Source organism: Saccharibacter sp. EH611 (genome assembly GCF_009834765.1).
Lineage (GTDB): Bacteria > Pseudomonadota > Alphaproteobacteria > Acetobacterales > Acetobacteraceae > Saccharibacter.
On record NZ_WVHP01000001.1, the window covers coordinates 91,221 to 115,605 of the forward strand.

At 52.8% G+C, this 24,385-nt stretch carries 18 protein-coding genes; 9 read left to right on the forward strand and 9 right to left on the reverse strand.

Features of this window, described 5'->3' with window-relative positions; translation table 11 throughout:
* Positions 1 to 2 precede the first annotated feature (2 nt).
* A complete protein-coding gene (locus GS535_RS00460) occupies positions 3 to 614 on the reverse strand; it encodes a DUF1285 domain-containing protein (protein WP_202401555.1) in 612 nt (203 codons plus the stop codon).
* A 181-nt stretch (positions 615 to 795) separates the two neighbouring features.
* Here GS535_RS00460 and GS535_RS00465 point away from each other — a divergent pair, with 181 nt between their 5' ends.
* The 5 genes from GS535_RS00465 (at position 796) to GS535_RS00485 (ending at position 8,373) form a co-directional block, all read left to right on the forward strand.
* Positions 796 to 1,824, forward strand: coding sequence for a MoxR family ATPase (locus tag GS535_RS00465; protein WP_160791635.1), 1,029 nt, complete (start codon positions 796 to 798; stop codon positions 1,822 to 1,824).
* Between the two features lie 26 nt (positions 1,825 to 1,850).
* Positions 1,851 to 2,741 (forward strand): DUF58 domain-containing protein, encoded by an 891-nt coding sequence (locus GS535_RS00470; RefSeq protein WP_160791634.1) that lies wholly within the window; start codon positions 1,851 to 1,853, stop codon positions 2,739 to 2,741.
* The gene (locus GS535_RS00475; protein WP_160791633.1) at positions 2,738 to 5,485 is read left to right on the forward strand and encodes a DUF4159 domain-containing protein; all 2,748 of its coding nucleotides are present in this window, start codon (positions 2,738 to 2,740) and stop codon (positions 5,483 to 5,485) included. The genes GS535_RS00470 and GS535_RS00475 overlap by 4 nt, the downstream gene beginning before the upstream one ends.
* Positions 5,485 to 7,569, forward strand: coding sequence for a VWA domain-containing protein (locus tag GS535_RS00480; RefSeq protein ID WP_160791632.1), 2,085 nt, complete (start codon positions 5,485 to 5,487; stop codon positions 7,567 to 7,569). Before GS535_RS00475 ends, GS535_RS00480 begins: the two co-directional genes overlap by 1 nt.
* A gap of 90 nt (positions 7,570 to 7,659) precedes the next feature.
* Positions 7,660 to 8,373 carry an ankyrin repeat domain-containing protein gene (locus GS535_RS00485; RefSeq protein ID WP_160791631.1) on the forward strand — a complete coding sequence of 238 codons (714 nt, stop codon included), beginning with the start codon at positions 7,660 to 7,662 and terminating at the stop codon, positions 8,371 to 8,373.
* Positions 8,374 to 8,599: 226 nt separating this feature from the next.
* Here GS535_RS00485 and GS535_RS00490 read toward each other — a convergent pair whose 3' ends face one another.
* The 4 genes from GS535_RS00490 to GS535_RS00505 form a co-directional block, all read right to left on the reverse strand.
* Positions 8,600 to 9,685, reverse strand: coding sequence for a site-specific DNA-methyltransferase (locus GS535_RS00490; RefSeq protein ID WP_160791630.1), 1,086 nt, complete (start codon positions 9,683 to 9,685; stop codon positions 8,600 to 8,602).
* Entirely contained in the window at positions 9,682 to 10,317 is a 636-nt protein-coding gene (locus tag GS535_RS00495; protein WP_018980215.1) for a ribonuclease HII, read from the reverse strand. The genes GS535_RS00490 and GS535_RS00495 overlap by 4 nt, the downstream gene beginning before the upstream one ends.
* A gap of 242 nt (positions 10,318 to 10,559) precedes the next feature.
* Complete coding sequence (locus tag GS535_RS00500) at positions 10,560 to 11,273, reverse strand: DUF4339 domain-containing protein (protein WP_160848156.1); 714 nt, start codon at positions 11,271 to 11,273, stop codon at positions 10,560 to 10,562.
* A gap of 169 nt (positions 11,274 to 11,442) precedes the next feature.
* Positions 11,443 to 11,733, reverse strand: coding sequence for a CsbD family protein (locus GS535_RS00505; RefSeq protein ID WP_160791628.1), 291 nt, complete (start codon positions 11,731 to 11,733; stop codon positions 11,443 to 11,445).
* Between the two features lie 302 nt (positions 11,734 to 12,035).
* On the opposite strand from GS535_RS00505, the gene GS535_RS00510 reads away from it, so the two are divergent.
* From GS535_RS00510 to GS535_RS00525, 4 genes are read left to right on the forward strand one after another with little or no spacing between them, the layout of a single operon-like run.
* Positions 12,036 to 13,259: an efflux RND transporter periplasmic adaptor subunit gene (locus GS535_RS00510; protein ID WP_370518140.1), complete on the forward strand. Its 1,224-nt coding sequence runs from the start codon at positions 12,036 to 12,038 to the stop codon at positions 13,257 to 13,259.
* Between the two features lie 55 nt (positions 13,260 to 13,314).
* Positions 13,315 to 16,482 (forward strand): efflux RND transporter permease subunit, encoded by a 3,168-nt coding sequence (locus GS535_RS00515; protein ID WP_160791626.1) that lies wholly within the window; start codon positions 13,315 to 13,317, stop codon positions 16,480 to 16,482.
* On the forward strand, positions 16,479 to 19,748 hold the full coding sequence (locus GS535_RS00520) for an efflux RND transporter permease subunit (RefSeq protein WP_160791625.1): 3,270 nt from the start codon (positions 16,479 to 16,481) through the stop codon (positions 19,746 to 19,748). The genes GS535_RS00515 and GS535_RS00520 overlap by 4 nt, the downstream gene beginning before the upstream one ends.
* A 29-nt stretch (positions 19,749 to 19,777) precedes the next feature.
* Positions 19,778 to 21,298, forward strand: a complete 1,521-nt coding sequence (locus tag GS535_RS00525) for an efflux transporter outer membrane subunit (protein WP_160791624.1) — start codon at positions 19,778 to 19,780, stop codon at positions 21,296 to 21,298.
* A 488-nt stretch (positions 21,299 to 21,786) separates the two neighbouring features.
* Here GS535_RS00525 and rplQ read toward each other — a convergent pair whose 3' ends face one another.
* From rplQ to rpsM, 4 genes are all read right to left on the reverse strand, one after another.
* Positions 21,787 to 22,209: a 50S ribosomal protein L17 gene (rplQ, locus tag GS535_RS00530; RefSeq protein WP_160791623.1), complete on the reverse strand. Its 423-nt coding sequence runs from the start codon at positions 22,207 to 22,209 to the stop codon at positions 21,787 to 21,789.
* 44 nt (positions 22,210 to 22,253) lie between these two features.
* Positions 22,254 to 23,273: a DNA-directed RNA polymerase subunit alpha gene (locus GS535_RS00535; RefSeq protein WP_160791729.1), complete on the reverse strand. Its 1,020-nt coding sequence runs from the start codon at positions 23,271 to 23,273 to the stop codon at positions 22,254 to 22,256.
* Between the two features lie 129 nt (positions 23,274 to 23,402).
* Positions 23,403 to 23,795, reverse strand: a complete 393-nt coding sequence (gene rpsK / locus GS535_RS00540; RefSeq protein WP_018980203.1) for a 30S ribosomal protein S11 — start codon at positions 23,793 to 23,795, stop codon at positions 23,403 to 23,405.
* A gap of 51 nt (positions 23,796 to 23,846) precedes the next feature.
* The gene (gene rpsM, locus GS535_RS00545) at positions 23,847 to 24,215 is read right to left on the reverse strand and encodes a 30S ribosomal protein S13 (RefSeq protein ID WP_160791622.1); all 369 of its coding nucleotides are present in this window, start codon (positions 24,213 to 24,215) and stop codon (positions 23,847 to 23,849) included.
* Between the last annotated feature and the right edge of the window lie 170 nt (positions 24,216 to 24,385).

Below are 24,385 nucleotides of genomic sequence, written 5' to 3' on the forward strand. Positions count from 1 at the left end.
CGTCAAAAGATCCAGTCCAAAGGTGGCATCTCATCTTCTTCATTTGAAAGGCGGGATAACGGGAAAAATTCTCCCTGACTCCAAACCCCCAAACACGGCTCACCTTTAACATGCCCTTGCGTCGCCAAAGCCGCTAACTCGAATAAAATGGGTCGACTAAGACGCGCCATAATGGGATATTTCCCCCGACCTGCGCGCACATACACATAGGGCACTGTGCTATCTGAAGCAGGACGATCCCAATCGCAGATAAGAGGATGCTCTGGCCCGACGCAGAGAAGCTCATCCATATTCGTCCGCAAACACAGATTCTGATGCCGTGAAGAATGACCTCGGAAGTCGAGCTCCACAGCCATTAGGGGCACATCATCGACTTGAATAATACCCTCTTCAGTGGGAGTTCTCAGCCAATAATCCCCTTTCTCATCACGATCTAGCAGTGACGCAAAAAGACATAGCATCGTTTTACGCGTGATTGCTGTGCCACGATATAACCATGTCCCGTCACGACGGATATGAAACGGGAGAACACGCGGCATTTCTTCAGAAACACTCTGCTCAGTTGGGTCTTCCCCCAAAGAAGGGGCTAGCCTCCGTATCGCATAATCGCTCAACTTTCCCTCCCTCTTTGTTCAGAACCTGCCTCAATCTGCATTGAAATTGGTGACGATCCCGTCACAATAAAACCCCCTTCCCCGCTATCGTAAAGAATGCCAGTGATAATCTGCATAAAAGAGCTTGGCAGAAGACTGTATTCTTTGAGACAATAGCCAAGTCCATCGTCGAGGGGGGAGCATGACCGAGCACCATCATTTTACCGATATAAACCGCCCCTTAGAGCAGGGTGAACAGGATATTGCTGAGGCTGATCGCCTCGCCCCTTTGCTCCAAAAGCTGGTGACTACCATTGGACAAACCGTCCTTGGTCAGCAAAACGTGATTGAACATGTCGTCACGACTATTCTCAGCGGAGGGCACGCACTCCTTATGGGAGCGCCCGGGCTTGGTAAGACTTTGCTCGTGACAAGCTGCGCGCAGATTATGGGGCTCAAGAGTTCTCGTATTCAGTTCACACCTGACCTGATGCCCAGCGACATTACTGGGGCTGAAATTTTAGAGCAGGATGAACACGGCAAGCGCCATTTCCGCTTCCTGCCCGGCCCCATTTTTGGTCAGCTCGTTCTTGCTGATGAGATCAATCGTGCTAGCCCACGCACTCAGTCAGCGCTTCTGCAAGCCATGGCTGAAAACCACGTAACGCAAGGCGGGAAAACCTGGGCCTTGCCCGAACCCTTCCACGTTTTGGCCACACAGAACCCGATTGAGCAAGAAGGGACGTACCCCCTCCCTGAAGCACAGCTTGACCGGTTTATGATGCAAATTACGCTCGACTTCCCTGCACGGGCTGCAGAGCGTGAGATGCTGATCCAAACCACAGGGGAACGCCGAGCCAAACCCCAGCGCCTCCTTTCCCATAACGACCTTCTTGATGCGCAAGACCTCGTGCGTCGTCTTCCGGTTGGGGAAAAAGTGCTTGATGCTATTTTGGATCTCGTTCGTGGATTACGACCAAACGATGAAAACGCACGCGACAATGTGCGTAAGGCACTCGATTATGGCCCCGGCCCACGTGCGGCTCAAACACTCATGACCGCTACGCGTGCCCGCGCCTTGCTTGGTGGACGTTTATCCCCCAGTGTGGACGATGTACAAGCTTTGGCTATTCCGGTCTTAGCACACCGTCTGGGTGTCAACTATGGCGCACAGGCTGAAGGCATGACAGCCGAACGCCTCATTGCAGACCAACTCTCAGCACGTTCCTAAGTCGGGGCAAAGGAGACGCTACCACCGTGCCTATCCCGTCCTTCCTCCGCTCTCTCTTGCCGCAGGCTAAGCGTTCCTCCCCGGCTGCGAACCATCACAGCCCTCTGCCGGAGCTGATCCTTTCAGCAGGTAAGCTTGCCACAGCGCTTGAGGCTGGACGGCATGGCGGACGAAAAGCGGGGCATGGTGAGGATTTTTGGCAATACCGCCCTCATATGCCCCTTGAACCAGCGACTTTGGTGGATTGGAAACAATCAGCACGCTCTCCCAACCCCGAGACCTTATGGGTTCGTGAACGCGAACGTCAGTCCGCGCGGCAACTTCTCTTATGGGCAGACCGTTCACCTTCCATGGAGTGGCGCTCAACAGATAAGCTATCCACCAAACGTGATGCAGCCATCACAGCGCTCCTTGCGTTAGGCCAAGCGGCGCTTAAAGCAGGCGAACGCGTTGGTATTCTCGGTGGCCCACGCTGCTATAGCGGGCCGCAACATCTCCCTCGGCTTGCCCATGACCTCATAGAAGCGCCCCCCAACCCTACGCTTCATCATGCATCGCCTCAGGCCTCTCTTATCATGGCAAGTGATTTTTTATGGCCGGAACACGAGCTTGATGCGCTGCTTACCGCCACGCAAAAACGGCTTGGCATCACCGCTCTCTTTGGTATCTTTGACCCACAAGAGCGCGACTTTTCTGCCTATACGGGGCATGTGCGTTTTAGAAGTGACGAAGAGCCCCATACGCTCACCCTCCCTGCTGTCAGTAGCTTACGCGAAACCTATCAACAGCACCTCAAAAACCATCTAGCGCGCCTCTCTCACGGTGGGCGGTCAACCTCTTTCATTCCCTACCGCACAGATCAGCCTATGGGAGCATCACTCATGCGCCTTCATCACGTGCTGGGAGAGAAACGATGAGCTTTCTAACGCCTGCTCTTCTCTTTTTTCTTCTTCTCCTGCCTGGCTTGATTTGGCTCGTTAAAGCCACACCGCCTCAACCGCGAGAAAAGCGTTTTTCATCACTTCTCCTCCTGCGCCAACTTGCCCCAAAACGACAAGATAGTGCTCGCACCCCGCTCTGGTTATTGCTTTTACGGATGGCCGCACTCATCCTCGTTATTGTCACCTTTAGCCAGCCTCTTTGGCTGAGGAAGCAGGCCCAACCAAGCCCATCTTCCTTGGTGATCGTCCTTGATAATGGCTGGGCTTCCATGCCCCATTGGGAAGAGCGCCGCACAACAGCACAAATTCTCGGTGATAAAACCCTTCAAGCGGGCGGATCCGTGACTGTTCTGCTCACCGCGCATGACCCCGGCGGCCCTTTCCCCGAGAGTGTTCATCCACGTGATCACCTCGCGTTAGAGCGCTACCTGCGTAAGATACAAGCTCGGCCTTGGCCCGTTGACCGCTCTGCACTGGCCCAGCAGCTTAACAGCGCCGCACTGCATCAGGAGCTTGCACACTCCAGCCTTGTTATCCTCTCTGACGGCCTTGCACAGGATAGTGACAACGCCCTTCAAAAGGCCATCCAAGATGCCCATGATGTGCGTGATATTCGCTGGGAGCGGTGCGATCTTATCCGCCTTAACCGCGCCCCTTCACATCAACACGCGCCGTCCATTCTTGCCGAAACACTGCCTCATTGTCCGTCGCATTCATTATCGCTCCATGGCCTAACAGTGAATGAACAAGGGCAAGTCAGCACCCTCGCTCATTGGACGGCGCAAACAGGCACGCCCAGCGCTCTGACCTTGCCTGCCGCTTTAGCAACGTCTTTAGACGCCGTGAGTGCGCCAGCTGTTCCCCCACCGGCTGGCACATTCTTATTTAATGGCGGGCAACATCAACATCCTGTTGGGATTTTACATCTTGGTGGCGATAACGCCCCCCTAACGGGCACAGCCTTTTATCTGACTGAAGCCATGAGCAAACAAGGTGCCGTGCGTAGTGGAGACTTGAAATCCCTGCTCACCAGTCCGCTTTCCATTGTAATGGCACCAGATGGAACTTTAACGGATCCAGACACTCAACATGATGCGCTCACATGGGTACAGAAAGGCGGCGTACTGGTTCGTTTTGCCGGGACGGATCTCGCCCATCGTGATGAGAGTTCTTTTTCAGACACGGATCGCGCTCTTCTGCCCGTCCCCCTTCTGCACGGCATGCGTCAACTCGGCGGGCCAATGTCGTGGGGCTCCCCTCAGGGATTGGCCAATTTCCCGATTCATTCACCCTTTGCAGGCCTCACTACTCCCAAAGAAGTTACCGTCACACGGCAAGTCTTGGCCCAACCCACGAATGACCTCCAAGAGCATGTTTGGGCAACACTGACCGACGGCACCCCTCTCGTCACCGCACGTCGTGAAGGACGCGGTATGGTCGTCCTGTTCCACACAACACCAACGGCGGATTGGTCGACCCTCCCACTGTCAGGTCTTTTCCCTCAAATGCTGGAACGTCTCGTCACCAACGCGCCAAGCCTTGCCCAGTCTGACCATCGCGTTCTCGCACGCAATACAGATCTCCCCGCATGGAAGATTCTGACCGCGCAAGGAACCTTGGGCCCTGCGGATACCAGTACGCGTCCGCTCAACAGCAAAAACCGGCACGTTGATGCCACTCATCCTGTGGGACTGTATGGCCCTGCCGAACAGCTTCAACCACTCAATCTTGCTGACGATGCCTCGCCTTTACGTGATGAACCTGTCTTGGGCACGCTTCAAAATCCTGATTTTGTCACGCCTGACTGGCCCCTTTGGCCTATTCTTAGTGTGCTCGCACTCGTGTTCTTTGGTGTGGACATTCTCTGCTCTCTGGGCCGTCAGGGATTTTTGCCTCTCTTCCGGGTTGCTGTGGTGGTTGGTGGCGTCTCTTTTGCAGGCAACGCTGCTTTTTCAGCTCCCTCTGATACCGTCCCTGCTGGTGCGCTGGACATTCATTTAGCGTATGTTGTGACAGGCGATGCACCAACTGACGAAGCCACCCGACAGGGGTTGGAAGGGCTGACACATTTTGTAAATCATCGCAGCACGGCCCACCTTGGTGCCCCGATTGGCGTAACCCTTGGGCATGATGATCTCGCTTTTTATCCGCTTATTTACTGGCCCATTTTACCAAATGCCCAACCCAGCCCAGCTCAGAACGCCGCTCTGAACGACTATATTCATCATGGCGGCCTTCTATTGTTAGACGAAATGGGGGCTGGCAGCATTCTCGATAATAGTAATGGGGACGCGACACGCAGAGCCATTAAACGTGTGACAGAAGAGCTCGACATTCCCCCGCTCACCCCCATTGATGACACGCACACATTGTCTCATGCTTTTTACCTTCTGCACGACTATCCGGGCCGCGTGTCGGGGCAACCCGTTTATGTCGCACGCTTTGGTGACGACAACGGAGAGAATGTTAGCCCTGTCATTATCGGTAATGGAGATTGGGCCCATGCTTGGGCGATTGACCAACAGGGTCATCCACCTTTTGCCGTTGTGCCCGATGGTGAGAGTCAACGCACACTAGCCTATCGCTTTGGCTTTAATGCTGTGATTTATGCACTCACGGGCAATTATAAAAATGACCAGCGTCATTACCCCGAGATGCTTCACCGCCTCAAGAACACCCAAGATGACACTCAGCAGCCTACTGGCGAGGAAGGCCCCTGATGACCCTTGATTGGACACCCGTCTTCTCTCCTCTTGGTTTGATGAGTGCAGCGCTCTGCATTCTCGCACTACTCGCCTATGGTCTTTGGAAGCGCATCCCCGGCCTCATTTGGCGTGTCAGTGCGATGCTGCTAATGCTGCTCTGGCTCAGTGGCCCACAAATTGCCCATCCGCTGCTGCGTCCACAGCCTCAAGAAGCACTTTTGGTCGTTGATCAATCGCCTTCTATGAGCGTTCGTGATCGTCACAACTTAGTAGAGCGTGCCGTCAATGACATTACAGCTCAAGCGGGTAAGCTGACGAACCTTCACCTCCATCGTGTGGATGTCTCAGGTGGGAATGGGAATGGCACACAGCTTTTCCAAACAATTGAGCGCGAAGCCCTCAATTACCCAAACCTCACCGGTGTGTTCCTCCTCACCGATGGAATGAACCACGATACCCCTCCACAGCTTCCTTCGTCGCTTAAAGGGAGCCAAGGCAATCTCCTTCCTCTCCATCTTCTCCTGACAGCAAAGGGAGAAGAAGTCGATCGCCGTCTTCGCGTTCTGAATGAACCGCCTTACGTGATTGTCGGCCAAGAGGCTCATATCCGCTTGCAAGTTGATGACCTTGGCACATCCCCTGGTCAGCCTGCCGATATTATGGAGCACTGCCCCGATGGCAGTTCTGTCCTCCTCGCGCATTCCATCGCTGGACAGCCGGTTGATCTAACCATCCCGATCACCCATGTCGGCGACACGATGAAAGACGTGTACGTCACGCCACGGTCTGACGATGTGTCCACACGCAATAACTCCATTGTGCTGCGTATTCATGGTGTGCGTGACCGGTTACGTGTGCTTCTTGTCTCTGGTGTGCCTAATCAGGCCGCCCGTGTGTGGCGCCAACTTCTCAAGGCAGACCCTTCGGTTGATCTTGTCCACTTCACCATTTTGCGGTCACCCGACACGGAAGATGATACGCCAATCTCTGATCTTGCGTTGATCCCTTTTCCAACGCATGAGTTGTTTGAACAAAAGATCCGCAGCTTTGACCTCATCATTCTTGATGGCTTTCGTAATCAGAATATTCTTCCCGATGCGTATCTTGCCAATATCGCCAACTATGTCCGCAAAGGCGGCGGGTTACTCGTAACCGCTGGGCCAGAGATGCTCCAAGATGGGAGCTTACAAGATACGTCTTTGCGCGATGTTCTCCCCGCTCATATCCCCAGTAACGGGATGATCACAGAAGCATTTCATCCTCGCCTTACCCCAGAAGGAGAAGAACACCCCGTCACAAGCGGCTTACCGCGCACAGGGCCATGGGGGAAAGAATGGGGGTCATGGTATCGTGCACTCAAACCCGACCAATCACGTGGCACGAGCTTGCTTGCCACCCCACACGGATCACCCCTTTTGCTGCTCAATCATGTAGACCAAGGGCGCGTTGCGATGATGCTGACTGACCAAGCCTGGCTCTGGTCTCGTGGGGAACAAGGAGGCGGCCCACAGGCTGAGCTTCTGCGACGTTTATCTCATTGGCTTATGAAAGAGCCAGACTTAGAAGAAAACCGCCTAGATGCTCATATTAACGGTCAAACCCTGATCGTAGAACGTCATCTTGAGCAGCACTCAGCCCCACGTTCAGCTGATATTTTGACACCTTCTGGCACCCACCAGAGCCTTATGCTCACGCCACAACCTCACCGTTCCGTCTTACAGGGCGCACTCCCTCTTTCAGAAGAGGACACGCATAACGCTCATATCTGGACAATCCATCAAGACGCGCTAACTGCTTTTGCAGCTTCGGGTGATCCCGACCCTGTTGAGAATGCTGATCTTCGCAGCACAGCGCACATCCTCGGCCCTCTTGTGACCGCATCTTCAGGAGGCATCTATTGGCTTGATGGAGCAGCGACACCAACGATCCGCTCAATAACGGATCAAACAGCGCTCCATGGCCCAGACTGGATGGGCCTCCCGCGTCATCAAATAACAATTGCTGGAGCCACCCGTGAAACGCCTTTATTACCCTCATGGGGCATTTTACCTGTCATTCTCTTGCTTTTAGCTCTTGGCTGGTGGCGTGAAGGGCGTTAATCGGTAGAAGAGCTTATTGAAATGTATTATCACTGTTACGACAGTATCCTTTATTCGCTTCCGGCTTGAGAAGAGGCTATACTCTCCATCATGCGATCGTTCATCCCTGCCTTGCCCCGTCTGCCGCATTTACTCTTCCTTGCGGCTTTTGCTGTTGCCCCCTTGGCGTTTACGCCATGGCACGCCGCTCATGCTCAGTCCGCTGATGAAGCAGAGGCGGAACAAGAGGCTATGGATGCCCAAAAGAAAGCTGAGGCTCGTAAAGCGGCTCGTCGCGCAGCTCCTCCCTCCGCTCTACCGGGGTCTGAATCTGAAGATACAGACCAAGGCCATTCGCGTATGGATCTGAACCCAACAGGAGCCCTCTTTGACGCTGTTAATCGTGGATCCCTCCTCGCGGCAAAAGAAGCCTTAAGCCGCGGGGCGGATATGAATGCCCATAATGTCCTCGACCAAACACCGCTTGACCTCGCGATTGATCTTGGCCGCAATGACATTATGTTCCTTCTCCTGTCCTTGCGCACTTACAACCCTGACGGGCGTATGACGACCGATGTCAAACATGACGCGATCACCCAAGAACACGGCAATGGTCACCTTAATGTTGAGGGAAGCACGGGCATTTCCGCAGTCGCACCGACGGCACGCACCTTGGACGACCCCGGACGCCCACAGCCTGACATGGGCTTCTTAGGCTTCGGTGATCCTAACGCACCACAGCCCCGCACAACCCCTACGCGGCAACCACATGCGCGTCATACCCGAATGAACGTTGTGCGCCATAAACTGACCCCACACCCATGATCTCGCCAACCTATTTAATAGCGCGCATGGCGCTCTATCTGTCCTAAAAAAGGGGAGCGCCACTATCTGGCACTCCCCTTCTTAACATCATCAAACAAACGACAATAAAGGGCTATCACATCCCCTCTCACCGCGCCATTTCTTCATAACGCTATGTCATGCCGTCAGGCTATATCCAAAACACCGTATTAAGACCCAACGACAGAGACCTTGTGACGCTCCTCTCTTACGCTGTTTGGCGAAGCGCGTAACTTTCCTGACGGAGCGTATCAAGCGGAATCCATTTTTTATCACGCTCGAAATACCAAAATGTCCACCCATTGCAGGATGCCGCCTGGGTTAAAAGAGCCCCGAGTTTATGGATAGACCCCCGATGCTTTCCAGAGACCAGCGTACCATCCGGCGCCACCGTCGCCTTTAAACGGCGCTGACGGTCATGGAGCACCGTTCCAGGCGGCAACGTGCCGCTTTCCACAAACGACCCGAATGGAATGCGTGGCATTTCCCGTTTCGCCGGTGTGACTTCAAGCTGATCTGCTGGTAAACGCTGCGTCTCTTCAAGACGTTTCTCTGCAGCCTGTACATAATCAGGGTGACGCTCAATCGCGAGGTAACGGCGCCCCAAACGTTTAGCGACAGCTGGCGTCGTTCCTGTGCCACAGAAAGGATCCAACACCACATCATCGACCGTCGTTGCCGCCAACAAGGCGCGATGGAGCAAGCTCTCCGGCTTTTGTGTTGGATGAAGCTTCACCCCATGATCATTACGCAAGCGCTCATTCCCTGTGCACAGAGGCAAATACCAATCTGAACGCATCTGAAGGTCGTCATTGAGCGCCTTCATTACCTGATAATTAAAGCGATATTTGCTTTGCGGGCTCCGCGCGGCCCAAATTAATGTCTCGTGAGCATTTGTAAAACGCCGCCCACGGAAATTAGGCATAGGGTTCGACTTCCGCCATACAATATCGTTCAAAATCCAATAGCCGAGATCCTGAAGGATCGCCCCAATCCGGAAAATATTGTGATAAGAGCCGATAACCCAAAGCGTTCCATCCTTATGAAGCACACGCCGCGCTTCGCTCAGCCATTGACGGGTAAAATCATCGTAGGTTTTATAATCGGCGAATTTATCCCACGCGTCATCAACACCATCAACCACAGTTTCATCAGGCCGACGGAGCTCTCCACGAAGCTGTAGGTTATAAGGCGGATCAGCAAATACGCAGTCCACACTTCCATCAGGCAGGTCTTTCATGACCTCCACACACTCACCGCGAAGAATCCGGTTAATGGGCATTTCGGCTGTCATGCTACGCGAACCTCTGCTTCTATCAGGCGTCGTATGGGAGCAAACGCACGCCGATGATGGAGGGTTACTCCCTCCGTTTTAAGACCTGTCATATGAGCAACCGTGCCATAGCCCGCATTACGCTCCCAACCGTAACCCGGATAGCGTATCGCCAAACGTGCCATCATCCGATCCCGCACCACCTTAGCCAGTACAGAGGCCGCTGCGATGGAAAGGCTGACCCCATCTCCACCAATCACCGTTGTAACGGGGCAAAGAAGTTGAGGCGCGCGGTTGCCGTCAACCAGCGCTAAGTCTGGAGCCCTCCCCATAATGAGCGCTAAACGGTCAACAGCACGCTTCATTGCAAGAAAACAGGCTTGGCCGATATTGATCTGGTCAATTTCATCGACCGACGCCGCGCCCAGCGCCCAATAGGCCTCTTGGCTCTGGCAGAGCGCCTGATACGCTTTCTCTCTCTTGCGGGTCGTAAGCTTTTTAGAATCATCTAGTAAAAGAGACAGCTCAGAAGATGGGGCTTGTCTAAAGGCCACAGCTGCCGCAACGACCGGCCCAGCCAAAGGCCCACGGCCAACTTCGTCAACGCCAGCAACAAGCCCACCATATTTTCTTTCAAGCTCGTAATCTGGCATCATTGCCCCTCTACTCGTCATACGTCATGACACGGTTACTCCACGAGTCGTTTCTGAATCACTCCGAGTCGAAAGGGAAGCCCTTTTTTTATAAAATAAGCCTGTCAAGATAGAAAATATTTTTATCGCTCTGTTATTTCCCCTTCAGCACACTCCCTGTTCCCCATACTTCAAACAAAAACCCACCGGCCTCGTTAAAGGGCCGATGGGTTTTTCTCATCTCAACGCTTTAAACGATTATCCTAAATTGTCGTATCATTTTCCGACGAAGGATCTTTCCCGTCATCTGTGTGTGGCTGGGAAGATGCAGGCGGTTGAGGAGAAGCCTTCTGTTGCTGTGGTGCATGAACACCTTGCTGCATCTGCGCCATATTCGCATGGATCATTTTGTCTAAAATCGGCCATGATAAAGAAAGAGAAGCCGCCAGTTTTAGTGCGAAAACCAAAACCGCACACGCAGCAAGAACCCGCCCACGGCCAAGCCGCTCGCGGCGCATGATAAAATAACCCGGGAAGAAAAAATACCACCATACAGAAGGTGGTTGCACCGCTGATGCTTGCAAAATGCGACGATCCATCATGAGTGCTATAAAGGAAATAGCATAGACGAACAGCACCGGAAGCAAGGGCGTCTCAAGCGTGCCTTTTGTGTAAGCAATATATTGGATCAGCAATGCTAATCCATTCGGGACAATCAGATAAATCCATGCCCAAAGAGTAGGAAGAGCGGGCGCATGAGCCTCCTGCTCGCCACTCTCCGCCGCATTATTATTTCGGAACCGCCCAGAAAGAGAAACCATAAGCCCAGCCTTGATCGCCGGACGCCACTGGTCGCCAAAGTCAGGCGTCCACACCAGAGTATGGGGCTGTATGCGCCGCTGGACAATCAAACGGATGACTTCAGTCCGCGATACGGGGCCGACTTGCTGACCATTCTGTTCGTAAAACCATTCCATAAATGACAACCGGGCCTCTTTTGACGTCGTCTACACACTAATAAAGGATGCGTACCTATCACAAAACAGGCTTCCAAAGCGATATAAAGCGCCTCGAAAGCCCATTTTATTCTCACAAAAGCTGACTATCCTCTTTCATGGAGGACTACGGTGTACGCTACCTACGCTTTTAGGACTTGCAGCGCTTAAGCACCATGCGCCCAATCACCAAACCAACCAACGAAGCAATCAGGAGAGAAACAAGCGGCCGATCACGCACAAAACATGTCGCTGCTTCTACAGCATTTTCATTCGCGTCATATAAGTCAGAAAATTCCTGACGAGCTTTTCCTGTAGCCTGATCAAACTTGCCGTCAACCTGCTTCCCAAGGTCACCTGTCGCACCACCAACGGCGTCTTTTACACGACCAGTGGCCTCATCAAGCAAACCTTCTGCCTTGTTTTGTGTTGTACCGACCATGATTGTCTCCTTATTATGCGCAACCTCAGGAGCTCTGTCTCCCCACGCTACGCTCGACTACGTGCTGTAACATAACCTACTTAAGAGATATGAAACTGCTCTTGCTAAACTACAAGAGGCAAAAACGGTTATGCTCTATGATAGTATCATAAGCTCATGTTATTATTTTATGAAAATGCGTGTAAATCACTTGCCGCTATGGAGAAAGAACTGACCGTTTCTCGAACGAAATCCTAGGATTTAAGGCCGTATTAAAAACACGTAACTTCTCCACCAATTGAATTATTGCGAAACTCAACGCTATAGGGGAACATACCTGTTTTACGAGGAAGAGACAAACGCCCATGAGCACCAATCCTCCAGCCCGTTCTCGCTATCGTATTGTCTGGGTGGTTATAGGATGTGTACTCCTTCTTCTTGTTGGGTTACGTCTTTTTTACACACACTCCTCCTCTAAAAAAGCTCACTCCTCTTCAGCACAAGGAGCGCCGCAAGCGGTGGCTGTAGTGCCCGCGCATCGTAAAGATGTCCCTGTCATTTTACAGCTTCTTGGCACCGTCGTGCCTATCACAAATGTGACCATAACACCCCGGGTTAATGGCCATATTCTCACGGTCTATTACCAAGAGGGGCAGCATGTTCACCGAGGTGACATTCTCGAGCTTATTGACCCACGTCCTTATGAGGCTTCTCTCCATCAATATGAAGGAACACTCACAGCCGACCGCGCACAACTCGCACGGGCACGCGTTGATAATGCGCGTTATCAACGCCTGATTCGTCAAAACTCCGTTGCCGCCATGACAGCGCGAGACCAAGAATTTACCGTCCAGCAACTTGAGGGACAGGTCAAAGTCGATGAAGCCAATGTCCGCAATGCTGAACTTAACGTGATGTACTGTCATATCATCGCCCCTGTTGATGGGCGTGTCGGTATTCGTGCTCTTGATGCGGGAAATTATGTGACTGTTGGGCAGTCAGGCGGCTTAACGACCCTCACGCAGATGCAGCCTATCTCTGTCATCTTTACCTTGCCGCAGAATGACTTGCCCAGTGTGCAAAAACAGCTCAGAACGCACGAAAGCCTCCCCGTCGAAGCGTGGAATAGCGACAACTCACAAAAGCTCGCCTCGGGAACCGTTAAAGCTCTGGATAGCCAAATTGATACGGCAACAGGAACCGTTCGCCTACGCGGTATTTTCGCCAACGAGGATGAACGTCTTTTCCCGAATGAATTTGTGAATGCCCATCTTCTCGTGCAAACCCTCCAGCAGGCGCTCATCGTCCCTGGAAGTGCTGTTCAAACAGGCCCTGATGGGGCGTTTCTCTACATTGTAGGCAAGGACATGACGGTCTCAATCCGTACGGTCAAAACCGGTTATAGCAACGATACCGATACCGTCATTCAATCTGGCCTTCAGGAAGGTGAAAAAGTCGTTACCGATGGGATCAATCATCTCCGCCCCGGGAGTAAAGTTTTTATCGCCCCAAGCAGCGCCCCCACAGAGGGGCAGGCCGCCCCTTAATGTATTTACTTCGCTTTTTATTATTGATGCCCTTGCTGTCTGAAGGTTCTGCCGCGTGAATCCCTCCCGCCTCTTCATTGAGCGTCCTGTTGCGACCAGCCTACTGATGGTTGCTCTCCTGCTCGCAGGGCTATTGGGCTACCATTTCCTCCCAATTTCAGCGCTCCCACAGGTCGAATACCCAACCATTACGGTCTCCACCTTCTATCCGGGTGCGAGCCCTGATGTCATGGGTACATCCGTCACGGCTCCGCTTGAGACACAGCTTGGGCAGATGGCGGGGCTCGATCAGATGACCTCTCAATCCTCCGGCGGGGCGTCAGTCATCACGCTACGCTTTGGGCTGGATATGAAGATGGACATTGCCGAGCAAGAGGTTCAGGCGGCCATTAACAACGCAGGCTCTCTCTTGCCCAGCGATCTGCCCGCGCCGCCCATCTATGCCAAGGTTAACCCAGCAGACACACCCGTATTAACGCTTGGGATAACCTCCAAAACGCTGCCACTTACAGAAGTGGAAGATTACGTTAATACGCGCCTTGAACAGAAAATTAGCCAAATATCCGGCGTGGGCCTCGTCACATTATCAGGGGGAAACCGTAAGGCCTATCGTATCCAGATCAACATTCCCAAACTCACCTCATACGGGATTGCTCTTGATACGGTTCGCACCATTATCGGCACCATCAACGTCAACTCCCCCACGGGGACTTTTGACGGCCCTCAACATGCTACATCTCTGCGAATTGATGGACAGATTAAGTCCGTTGATCAGTTGATGAACCAAGTCATTGCCTACCAAAATAATGGCCCTATACGCCTGCGCGATGTCGGGCAAGTCGTTGAAGGCGCTGAAAATGCCCAGCTCGCGGCTTGGGCTAATCGCACGCCAGCGCTCATCCTCAATGTGCAACGGCAACCCGGTGCGAATGTGATCTCAGTTGCCGATAATGTACGCGCCATTCTACCGCGTTTACGCCAAGATCTTCCACCGGGAATTGATATTACACCGTTAACAGACCGCACCACGACTATCCGTGCCTCTGTTGACGATGTCGGCTTTGAGCTCGTGCTGGCCATGCTGCTCGTGGTGGGGGTGATCTTCCTTTTCCTGTGCAATATCCCCGCAACCATTATCCCCGGCCTTTCAGTCCCGCTCTCGCTCATTGGCACATTAGCCGCGATGTATATGCTGGGCTTTTCGCTGGATAATCTCTCGCTCATGTCTCTGACCATCGCTTCCGGCTTTGTCGTGGATGATGCAATTGTCGTGATTGAAAATATCGCGCGCTTTGTAGAAGCAGGCGATGACCGACGCACCGCCGCTCTGAAAGGCGCACAAGAAATCGGCTTTACGATTATCTCTCTCACCGTCTCTTTAATCGCGGTGCTCATCCCACTGCTCTTTATGAGCGATGTCGTGGGTCGCTTGTTCCACGAATTCGCCATGACACTCGCAGTGACGATCATGCTTTCGGCCATCGTGTCCATCACGCTTGTGCCCATGATGTGCGCCCGGATGCTCAGCGAGCAAAAAACGACGGATCATCCAAGCCGCCTTGAGCGTTTCGCCGCTTACGTTAATCGTTTTATGAATGCGCTCATTGAGCGCTATGGCCGTGCGTTAGACGTTGTGCTGCGCCACCAGCCCCTGACCCTCATCGTCACGCTTGGCACCGTTCTATTCACAGCTTTTCTGGCATGGGAAATCCCTAAAGGCTTCTTTCCTGAACAAGATACAGGCGTCATTCAGGGCATCTCGTCCATGAGCCCCAATATTTCTTTTGACGCCATGAAGGAGCGCCAAGCCGCTTTGGGTCGCCGTCTCTTACAAGATCCAGACGTCGTCAGCCTATCCTCTTTTGTTGGTGTCGATGGGCAGAACATGACGCTTAATGTGGGCCGCTTCCTCATCAACCTAAAACCCAAAGAAGAACGCAGCAGCGACCTACACACCATTCTTCAGCGCCTCTCAGCCGAAAGCCACGAGATTGTTGATACGCAGCTTTATACCCAACCCGTGCAGGATCTCTCTTTAGATTCCACCGTTTCTGCCATGCACTATCAGTTTATGCTGGAAACGCCAGATTATGACGAATTCAGCATCTGGGTGCCAAAATTTATGGCCGCCCTGCAGAAGGAACCCTCCATTGATGGTGTGACGTCCGACCTTCAATCGGATGGCCTGACAGCGATGATCACGCTAGACCGCACCAATGGCGCCCGCTATTCCATCACGCCTCAAACGGTTGATAATCTACTCTATGACAGTTTTGGACAGCGCCAAGTCTCGACCATTTACACACAATCCAACCAATATCGCGTTATTTTAGAAGCCGACCCTGTTTTTCAAACCAGCCAAAAAAGCCTCTCTCAACTTTATCTCCCTGGCATTTCCTCGGCTGCAGGAGGCAGCACAACAGGGCCAGCGCGGCAACCAACCTCCGGGCTTGTCCCACTCTCACAGGTCACGCAGCTCTCACGCACATTGTCTCCACTGCTCATTACCCATTACGGCCAATTTCCCGCCACGACGATCTCTTTCAATGTGCGCCAAGGACATGCTCTGGGAGAGGCCACCTCAGCGATTGAACGTATCCGCGATAAAATTGGCCTTCCTGGCTCTTTCCAAACGGCCTTCCAAGGAACGGCTGCGGCTTTCAAGAACTCTTTGGGCAATGAGCTCGGGCTTGTCGTCGCGGCTTTGGTCGCCGTTTATATCGTGTTGGGGATTTTGTATGAAAGCTTCATCCATCCCGTTACGATCCTATCCACGCTACCTTCCGCAGCCATTGGAGCGCTCTTAGGACTATACGCCTTTGGGATGTCGCTGGATATTATGGGGATCATCGGCATTGTTCTGCTGATCGGTATCGTCAAAAAGAACGCGATTATGATGATCGACTTCTCCCTCAGTGCCGAACGTCAAGACGGTCTTGCTCCTATTGACGCTATCCGACGGGCTGCTTTGCTACGCTTCCGCCCTATCCTCATGACGACCTTAGCCGCTCTCTTTGGGGCTCTTCCACTCGTCTTAAGCCATGGTACAGGGGCAGAATTGCGGCGTCCGCTTGGCGTTTCGATTGTCTTTGGGCTTCTTCTGTCCCAGCTCCTCACCCTCTTTACCACGCCGGTGATTTATCTCTTCATGGAGCGCTGCGCCCAAACCCTGCGCTCATGGGGCCAACGCCGCCCCTCCACGGCCCCTTCTCACCGACCATGACACTCGCACGCCTCTTTGTTGATCGCCCCGTTGGCACAACACTTATGGCGTTGGCTCTCTTCCTCGCAGGGCTTTTGGGTTACACGCAACTTCCCGTGTCGGACCTCCCCAATGTTGATTATCCCGTCATCATGGTGACGGCTAATCAACCGGGAGCCTCTCCCTCTGAAATCGCCAGCACCACCGCGGAACCGCTTGAGCGTCATCTCGGGGCTATTGCCGGTATTCGCGAGATCACATCGCAGTCAACCGTCAACCAAACACGTATTTTGCTGCAATTTGACCTTTCACGCGATATTAATGGCGCCGCCCGTGATGTGCAGTCCTCACTTCGCGCCGCACGGCAAGATCTCCCCACAACATTGCGCAGCGATCCAAGCTATATGAAGGCCAACTCGAATGGCCCACCGATTATGGTGCTGACGCTGACCTCATCCACGCGCACGCCTCAACAGCTCTTTGATTTTGCCAGTAACGTCATTACTCCCGGCCTTGGGCAGGTTGCAGGCGTAGGCAATGTCGACCTCAAGGGAAGTGCTTTGCCGGCTGTCCGGGTTGAACTCAACCCTCTTCGTCTTTTTCATTATGGCATTGGTTTTGAAGATATTCGGGCCGCCCTCGCCTCTGCGAATGCCCATACCCCCAAAGGCTTCCTCCAGATCAATGGCAAACGAATGATCTTGGCCACCAATGACCAAGCCACAGGGGCCCGCGCCTATCGCGATCTCATCATCGCCTATCGCAATGCCCAACCTGTGCGTCTTTCTGATGTGGCCGATGTTGTAGACGGGGCTGAAGACCTCCGCCAATCTGGTTTCGTTAACGGTCAAGCAGACATCATCTGCACCGTCTATCCCCAAAGCGGGGCCAATGTTATTAAGACCACGGACGGACTAAAAGCCAACCTGCCCAAAATCCGCAGCGCTCTTCCCGGCAACACGCAGCTCGACCTCCGCCTTGACCGCTCCACGATGATCCGTGCCTCACTGGCTGATACACAGCTCACGCTCATCCTCTCGGTTTTGCTCGTCGTCATCGTGGTGTTGCTCTTCCTACGCCGGCCGACCACCGTTTTAATCCCGGCCATCGTCGTGCCGGTGTCCATCGTCACAACCTTCGGGCTGATGCGTCTTTTCAACTACCAGCTTGATACAATGTCCCTCATGGCCCTCACCATCGTAACGGGTTTTGTCGTAGATGATGCCATTGTGGTGCTTGAAAATATCACCCGCTATCTGGAGATGGGGCATTCTCCACGAGACGCCGCTATTTTAGGAACGGATGAGGTCACATTCACGGTCATTTCCATCACCCTCTCGCTCATCGTCGTCTTTGCACCGATCTTTCTGATGGAAGGGATCGCCGGACAATTCTTTCATGAATTCGCGATGACGATGGTCTGTGCTCTCCTCGTCTCGCTTTTTCTCTCACTCAGCCTCACCCCCATGCTCAGCGCCCAGCTTGTGCGTCTTCCAGAGGAGAAGACAGCGTCCCCATCGCGCTTTTGGGCTGCGGTCAACAATGGGCTAGACCGTGGCCTCCATCTGTTGACCACCGGCTATTCACGCAGCCTGCATCGCGCAGTACGCCACCCGCGATTAATTATTCTCTCCCTGCCCCTCACTATCGCTCTTGCAGCCTATCTTTTCATAGTTCTTCCAAAAGAGCTCTTCCCTCAAGAAGATCAAGGCATGCTCATGGGACGTCTTGTGGCAGACCAATCTATTTCCTTTCACGCCCTCCAAAACATGACCCGTCAGGCCGAGAAGTTGCTCGCGCGAGATCCTGATGTAGAGAGTGTCATTGGCGGATTGGGCAAGCGTTCCTCTAACTCCGTAAATTGCTTCATCACACTGAAACCACGCAGCGAACGGCACGATTCTGTTGCCGATACGATTGCGCGCCTCAGCCATCTCTTCCGCCATAATAGTGGCCTAACGTTACGGCTCCGCCTGCCCAGCCTCATAGGTGGCGGTGCCCGATCCACTGATGGAGCGTACCAATATACGCTGCAAGGCAACTCTGCTGAGGAACTCTACGCCTGGACGCCGCGCCTCGTCAGCGCCCTGTCCCACCTCCCCATGATCCGTGATGTCTCTTCCGATGTGGAACAAAATGGGCGCGGCATCACGTTATTCATCGATCGTGACATAGAAGCCCGCTACAATGTCACACCGCAGCTTATCAGCAACGCCCTCTATGACGCTTTCGGGCAGCGCTCGGCATCCGTTATTTATGGGCCGCTCAATCAATATCGCGTTATTGTCGAGACAGCCCCTCGTTTTTGGGAAAATCCTTCCTTCCTGAAACAAATGTGGGTGAGCGTTTCAGGAGGAACGGCTCATGGGGGATATGCATCCAACAATATTCGGGTGCGTCAAAATGGCCCAGTCCCCACGACCTTGTCACAAAGCCAGCTCTCCTACCAAAACGCGATGGCCAATGCTCTTGCCGGCGGAAAGTCTGCCTCCAGCGGGGCTGCCGTTACAACGCAGCGGGAAACACTCGTGCCATTAAGGCAACTTGGAGAGCTCAAGGAAGTTAACGAACCTCTTGCGGTGAATCATCAAGGGCAGTTTGTCGCCACAACGATTTCCTTCAATCTCGCACCGGGAGCGGCTTTAGGCCCCGCGATGACGGCCATACAAAGTGCCATTGTCTCGCTTCATCTCCCACGCACCATCCAAGGTAGCTTTGCCGGAAGTGCCGCGACCCTTAAAAAATCCGTCAATCAAGAGCCTCTGCTTATCGCAGCGGCTTTGGCCGTCGTCTATATCGTCTTAGGGATTCTATATGAAAGCCTCATCCATCCCATTACGATTTTGTCCACGTTACCTTCTGCCGGTGTTGGCGCGCTCTTGTCCGTCGCCTTACTGGGAGAGCCCTTCTCCCTCCTCACCTTGATTGGCGTCATTCTCTTGATCGGCATTGTGAAAAAGAACGCTATTATGCTGATTGATTTTGCTGTCGCCGCTCAACGCAACGGATTAAGCCCCCATGAGGCCATCATCAAAGCAAGTGAGCTCCGGTTCCGCCCTATCCTCATGACCTCCATGGCCGCTGCCTTGGGCGCTGTCCCTCTCATGATTGGCCATGGATATGGGAGCGAGATGCGTCATCCCCTTGGGGTCTCTATTTTAGGAGGGTTGTGCCTCAGCCAACTCCTCACACTTTACACGACACCGGTCGTTTATCTTTACTTAGACCGTCTCGGCAGCTGGTTTCGCCATTGCCGAAATCGCTTTCCTCTTTCATCATCACACTGACTGTGTCCTGATTGGAGCCGCCTTTTCCTATGCGCCACCTGACGTCTTTCCGCACCTCTCTTCTACTCTCTCCGGCGATGTTCTCCCTCCTAGGTGGTTGCATGGTGGGGCCTCATTACCATCGCCCCAAAGCGATTATCTCCGATCGTTTTAAAGAAGCACCACCACCTGCAGGCTGGCAAAAAGCTCACCCTTCTATGAGCACGCTTCCTAAAGGGGATTGGTGGCGGATTTTCAATGACCCACTCCTCAACCAACTTGAAGAAGAAGTCGACCGTTCCAATCAGGGCTTGAAAGAATACGAAGCGCAATATCGCAAAGCACGCACACTCATTGACTCCATCCGTGCCAATCTCTTCCCAACCTTGAACGGGAAATTCACCTTTAATCGCAATTCACAAGGGGCTACTGTCCCAGACGGAATTGACGGTGGCAGCCACTCCATCACCAATGTTACCAATACTTGGACAACCGGCCCGTCCGCGAATTGGACCGTTGATGTATGGGGTATGATCCGACGCCAAGTCCAACAACAGGTCACTGCCTCACAAGCCAGCGCGGCTTTAATAGCAAATATGCGTCTCTCATATCAGCTAGAACTCGCGACTGACTATATCAACCTGCGCTATCAAGACAGCCTTATCCACCTCTATCAACGCAATGTTGGCCTCTATAGTCATAACCTCACCATTCTCACCAATCAGTTAGAAGCGGGTGTTGCAGACCCTACCAGCGTTCTTCAAGCACGCTATCAGCTCCAATCCACTCAGGCGAGCCTCTCGAATGCCCATGTTGCCCGCGCACAATATGAACACGCCATTGCTGTATTAACGGGCAAGCCCCCAGCTGCACTGAGCATTCCTGATGGTGAGTTGGGCCGTACCGTCCCACCTGCTCCAACCATGCTGCCGAGTGAACTGCTGGAAAGACGACCGGACATTGCTCAAGCTGAACGACAAATGGAAAGCTACAATGCTGAAATTGGCTATCGCATCGGCGCCTTCTACCCTCAATTTAACTTAAGTGCGAGCTACGGCTATAGCGGGAACCCCCTCCAACAACTCATTCAAAGTGCAACGCGTGCATGGTCTCTTGGTGCTGCAGCCACAGAGACGATCTTCCAAGGAGGAGCTCGTACAGCCGCTGTACGTGAAGCTGAAGCCGATTATGACAACGCGGTTGCCACCTATCGGCAAACGGTTTTGAGTGCCCTACAAGACACAGAAGATCAGCTGTCTAATTTGCGCTATCTCAGCGATGTTTATCGCTATCAAGGCGGGGCCGTCTCAAGTGCTGAAGAAGCCGTTCGCGTCTCGATGAATGAATATTTAGCCGGCACACAAATCTATACAACCGTCATCACCGCTCAACAAACAGCGCTACAATATGAGCAAAATAAACTCCAAGTCCAACAGCAGCGCTTTCTCTCAGAGATTCGTTTGATCACAGACCTTGGAGGCGGATGGAGCTCTCACGAACTGCCAACTAAAAACGCCCTACAAACCGATAATCCATTTTTACCAAGCTTTATTCAGAAAGATAAAAACTAATATCGTCATACCACCCCCGCCCTCATACAGCGGGGGAACTCAATAACTTTGGGAAAATGTAACTCTTTACATTTCAGGTCAGGGAACTCCAAACAAACACGTTTAATCTGACAAGCCAGAATGGCACCGGCCCGCACTAATATCTACTCTAATACGTTTCATATGCGGGCACAGCGCCTATCTGCCTCAAGAGTACCCAACAACTTTTATGGATAATACAACTCTAGCTTAGCATTTCTTTTTCTTACAGCACCCGAGCAATCCTTTACGACCCACCCGAAGACCAAACAGAACAGCAGCACCCAACCATAACCATGGATGGTCAGCCACCAGCTCCTCAACTAAGCTTTTCGCTTCTTTCGACCAAGGACACATTTTCTCTTTAAGACAACCAAGCATTATTTCTCGCCTTTCCTTTATAGATAAACAAAAAGGGCCGGCACACTAACGCGCCGACCCTCTTCTTATTCTCTCTTTGGAGAGAAATCTCAAGCAGCTTCCTGCTGACCTTCAGCATTCTGAGCAGGCCCACTGTCCTTGCCCTTTGCTTCGAGGTCGCGATCCACAAACTCAATCACAGCCATGTCTGCATTATCACCATAACGCACACCAGCTTTCAGCACACGTGTATAACCACCATTGCGGCTCTCATAGCGCTTGCTCAAAGCAGCAAACAGCTTAGAGACAATGGCTTCATCACGCAGTTGAGCAAAAGCTTGACGACGTGCATGCAGCGTGCCGCGCTTGCCAAGAGTGATCAACTTTTCTGCAACCGGGCGAAGTTCCTTCGCCTTTGGTAGCGTTGTTGTGATCTGCTCATGCTTAATCAAAGCCACAGCCATGTTGCGGAACATCGCTGCACGATGAGTAGAAGTAACACCGAGCTTACGCCCGCCCAGATTATGACGCATTTTCTTTCCCTAATCTTTACCCAAAGCTTCCCAGCCAAGGCCTATTAGAATGTCTCGTCGAGACGCCGGGCCAGATCCTCAATGCTCTCTGGCGGCCAAGCTGGAACATTCATTCCCAGCGAAAGCCCCATGCCTGTGAGCACTTCTTTGATCTCATTCAGCGACTTACGACCGAAGTTCGGAGTCCGCAGCATTTCCTGCTCGCTCTTCTGCACGAGATCGCCAATATAGACAATATTGTCGTTCTTCAAGCAGTTTGCACTTCGTACTGAAAGCTCAAGTTCATCCACTTTACGCAGCAGATGACGGCTAAACGGCAGGTCATCCTGAGGCTCTTCATTTTGAACCGGACGAGGCTCATCGAAGTTAATGAAGAGTTGGAGCTGATCCTGAAGAACACGCGCAGCCAAAGCCAAGCTGTCTTCTGGTGTTACGACACCATTTGTTTCCACTGTCAGCAGAAGTTTATCATAGTCTGTCACCTGCCCAACACGGGTTGGCTCGACTTTATAAGAAACACGCTGAACCGGGGAATAAATCGCGTCAATGGGGATCAGACCAATAGGAGCATCATCCGGACGATTTGCAGTGGCCGGAACATACCCCTTACCCATATTGACGGTGAATTCCATACCAAGCTTGACATCATCATCAAGGGTGCAGATCACCAGATCAGGATTCATCACTTCAATGTCATGACCTGTCTGAATTTGCCCTGCAGTCACCTCACCCGGCCCTGTAGCCGTGAGGATCATGCGCTTCGGCCCTTCACCATGCATACGCAGCGCCAGCTGCTTCACATTCAGCACGATGTCCGTAACGTCCTCACGCACTCCTGCGACGGACGAGAACTCATGCAGAACCCCATCAATCTGGATTGCCGTTACTGCGGCACCCTGAAGAGAGGAGAGAAGAACACGACGCAGAGCGTTACCCACCGTGAGACCGAAACCACGCTCAAGCGGCTCAGCCACGATCGTCGCAATGCGCGAAGGAACCGGGCCAGGCTCGACTTCAAGCTTCTCCGGTTTGATGAGGGACTGCCAGTTTTTCTGGAGAACCAAGGTCATGGCCTTTCAAACAACGAAGCCCGCCACGAAAAATGGCGGCGCCAGGCCCGCACAGAATCGTGCGGTAAAAACTTTCCCAGTTTATGTGGTTGCCCAATGCTCCCGGGCAACCACATGGACTGATTAAACGCGACGACGCTTACGCGGACGGCACCCGTTATGAGGAACCGGCGTCATGTCACGAATCGAGGTGATCGTAAAACCAACTGCTTGCAAAGCACGCAGAGCACTTTCACGACCTGACCCCGGACCGGAGACTTCAATCTCCAGAGTTTCCATCCCATGCTCACGAGCCTTACGACCGGCTTCCTCAGCTGCCACCTGAGCGGCATATGGTGTGGACTTACGTGAGCCCTTAAAGCCCTGAGCCCCTGAGGAAGACCAAGAAATCGCATTACCCTGTGCATCGGCAATGGTAATCATGGTGTTATTGAAGGTCGAAAGAACGTGCGCAACACCAGAAATGATGTTTTTGCGCTCCTTCTTACGAATACGCGGTGCGGCAGCCTTGGCCATAATTTGCTTGTCCTACTAAATTCGCTAAAGCTCGAAAGAAGTTACGCTATCTTACTTCTTCTTACCGGCAATGGCCACAGCCTTACCCTTACGGGTACGGGCATTCGTATGCGTCCGCTGACCACGTACCGGCAGACTACGACGATGGCGCAGACCGCGATAGCAACCCAAATCCATCAGGCGTTTGATGTTCATCGCTTTTTCACGACGAAGATCACCCTCAACCCGATACTCACTATCAATCAATTCACGAATCTTGACGATCTCATCGTCAGAGAGTTCGTTCACGCGCTTTGCATCAGCAATGCCCAGCTTTGCACAGATTGCCTGTGCACTTGTTGGGCCAATGCCATAAACATAGCGCAGACCAATGACCACCCGCTTGTTGGTCGGAATGTTTACGCCGGCAATACGTGCCACGCTAATTCTCCCATCAACGCGGCGCCTTCACCGCGTCCCCAAAAAAATCTCTGTTCGACTAAGGACTAATGAACCCTTGTGAGGTCACTTTATCCTCTGCAAAACGATTCCGGCTTTTAGAGCCGTATCTACTACGTGCTGGGCGAGATATACCCCCCAGCCGCACAAGT

Bases quoted from the DNA above. Each gene is read 5' to 3' on its own strand.
- rpsK (WP_018980203.1), bottom strand. From the start codon at position 23,795: ATGGCCAAGGCTGCCGCACCGCGTATTCGTAAGAAGGAGCGCAAAAAC.
- GS535_RS00520 (WP_160791625.1), top strand. From the start codon at position 16,479: ATGACACTCGCACGCCTCTTTGTTGATCGCCCCGTTGGCACAACACTT.
- GS535_RS00475 (WP_160791633.1), top strand. From the start codon at position 2,738: ATGAGCTTTCTAACGCCTGCTCTTCTCTTTTTTCTTCTTCTCCTGCCT.
- rplQ (WP_160791623.1), bottom strand. From the start codon at position 22,209: ATGCGTCATAATCTGGGCGGGCGTAAGCTCGGTGTTACTTCTACTCAT.
- GS535_RS00480 (WP_160791632.1), top strand. From the start codon at position 5,485: ATGACCCTTGATTGGACACCCGTCTTCTCTCCTCTTGGTTTGATGAGT.
- GS535_RS00465 (WP_160791635.1), top strand. From the start codon at position 796: ATGACCGAGCACCATCATTTTACCGATATAAACCGCCCCTTAGAGCAG.
- GS535_RS00485 (WP_160791631.1), top strand. From the start codon at position 7,660: ATGCGATCGTTCATCCCTGCCTTGCCCCGTCTGCCGCATTTACTCTTC.
- GS535_RS00495 (WP_018980215.1), bottom strand. From the start codon at position 10,317: ATGCCAGATTACGAGCTTGAAAGAAAATATGGTGGGCTTGTTGCTGGC.
- GS535_RS00490 (WP_160791630.1), bottom strand. From the start codon at position 9,685: ATGACAGCCGAAATGCCCATTAACCGGATTCTTCGCGGTGAGTGTGTG.
- GS535_RS00500 (WP_160848156.1), bottom strand. From the start codon at position 11,273: ATGGAATGGTTTTACGAACAGAATGGTCAGCAAGTCGGCCCCGTATCG.
- GS535_RS00525 (WP_160791624.1), top strand. From the start codon at position 19,778: ATGCGCCACCTGACGTCTTTCCGCACCTCTCTTCTACTCTCTCCGGCG.
- GS535_RS00505 (WP_160791628.1), bottom strand. From the start codon at position 11,733: ATGGTCGGTACAACACAAAACAAGGCAGAAGGTTTGCTTGATGAGGCC.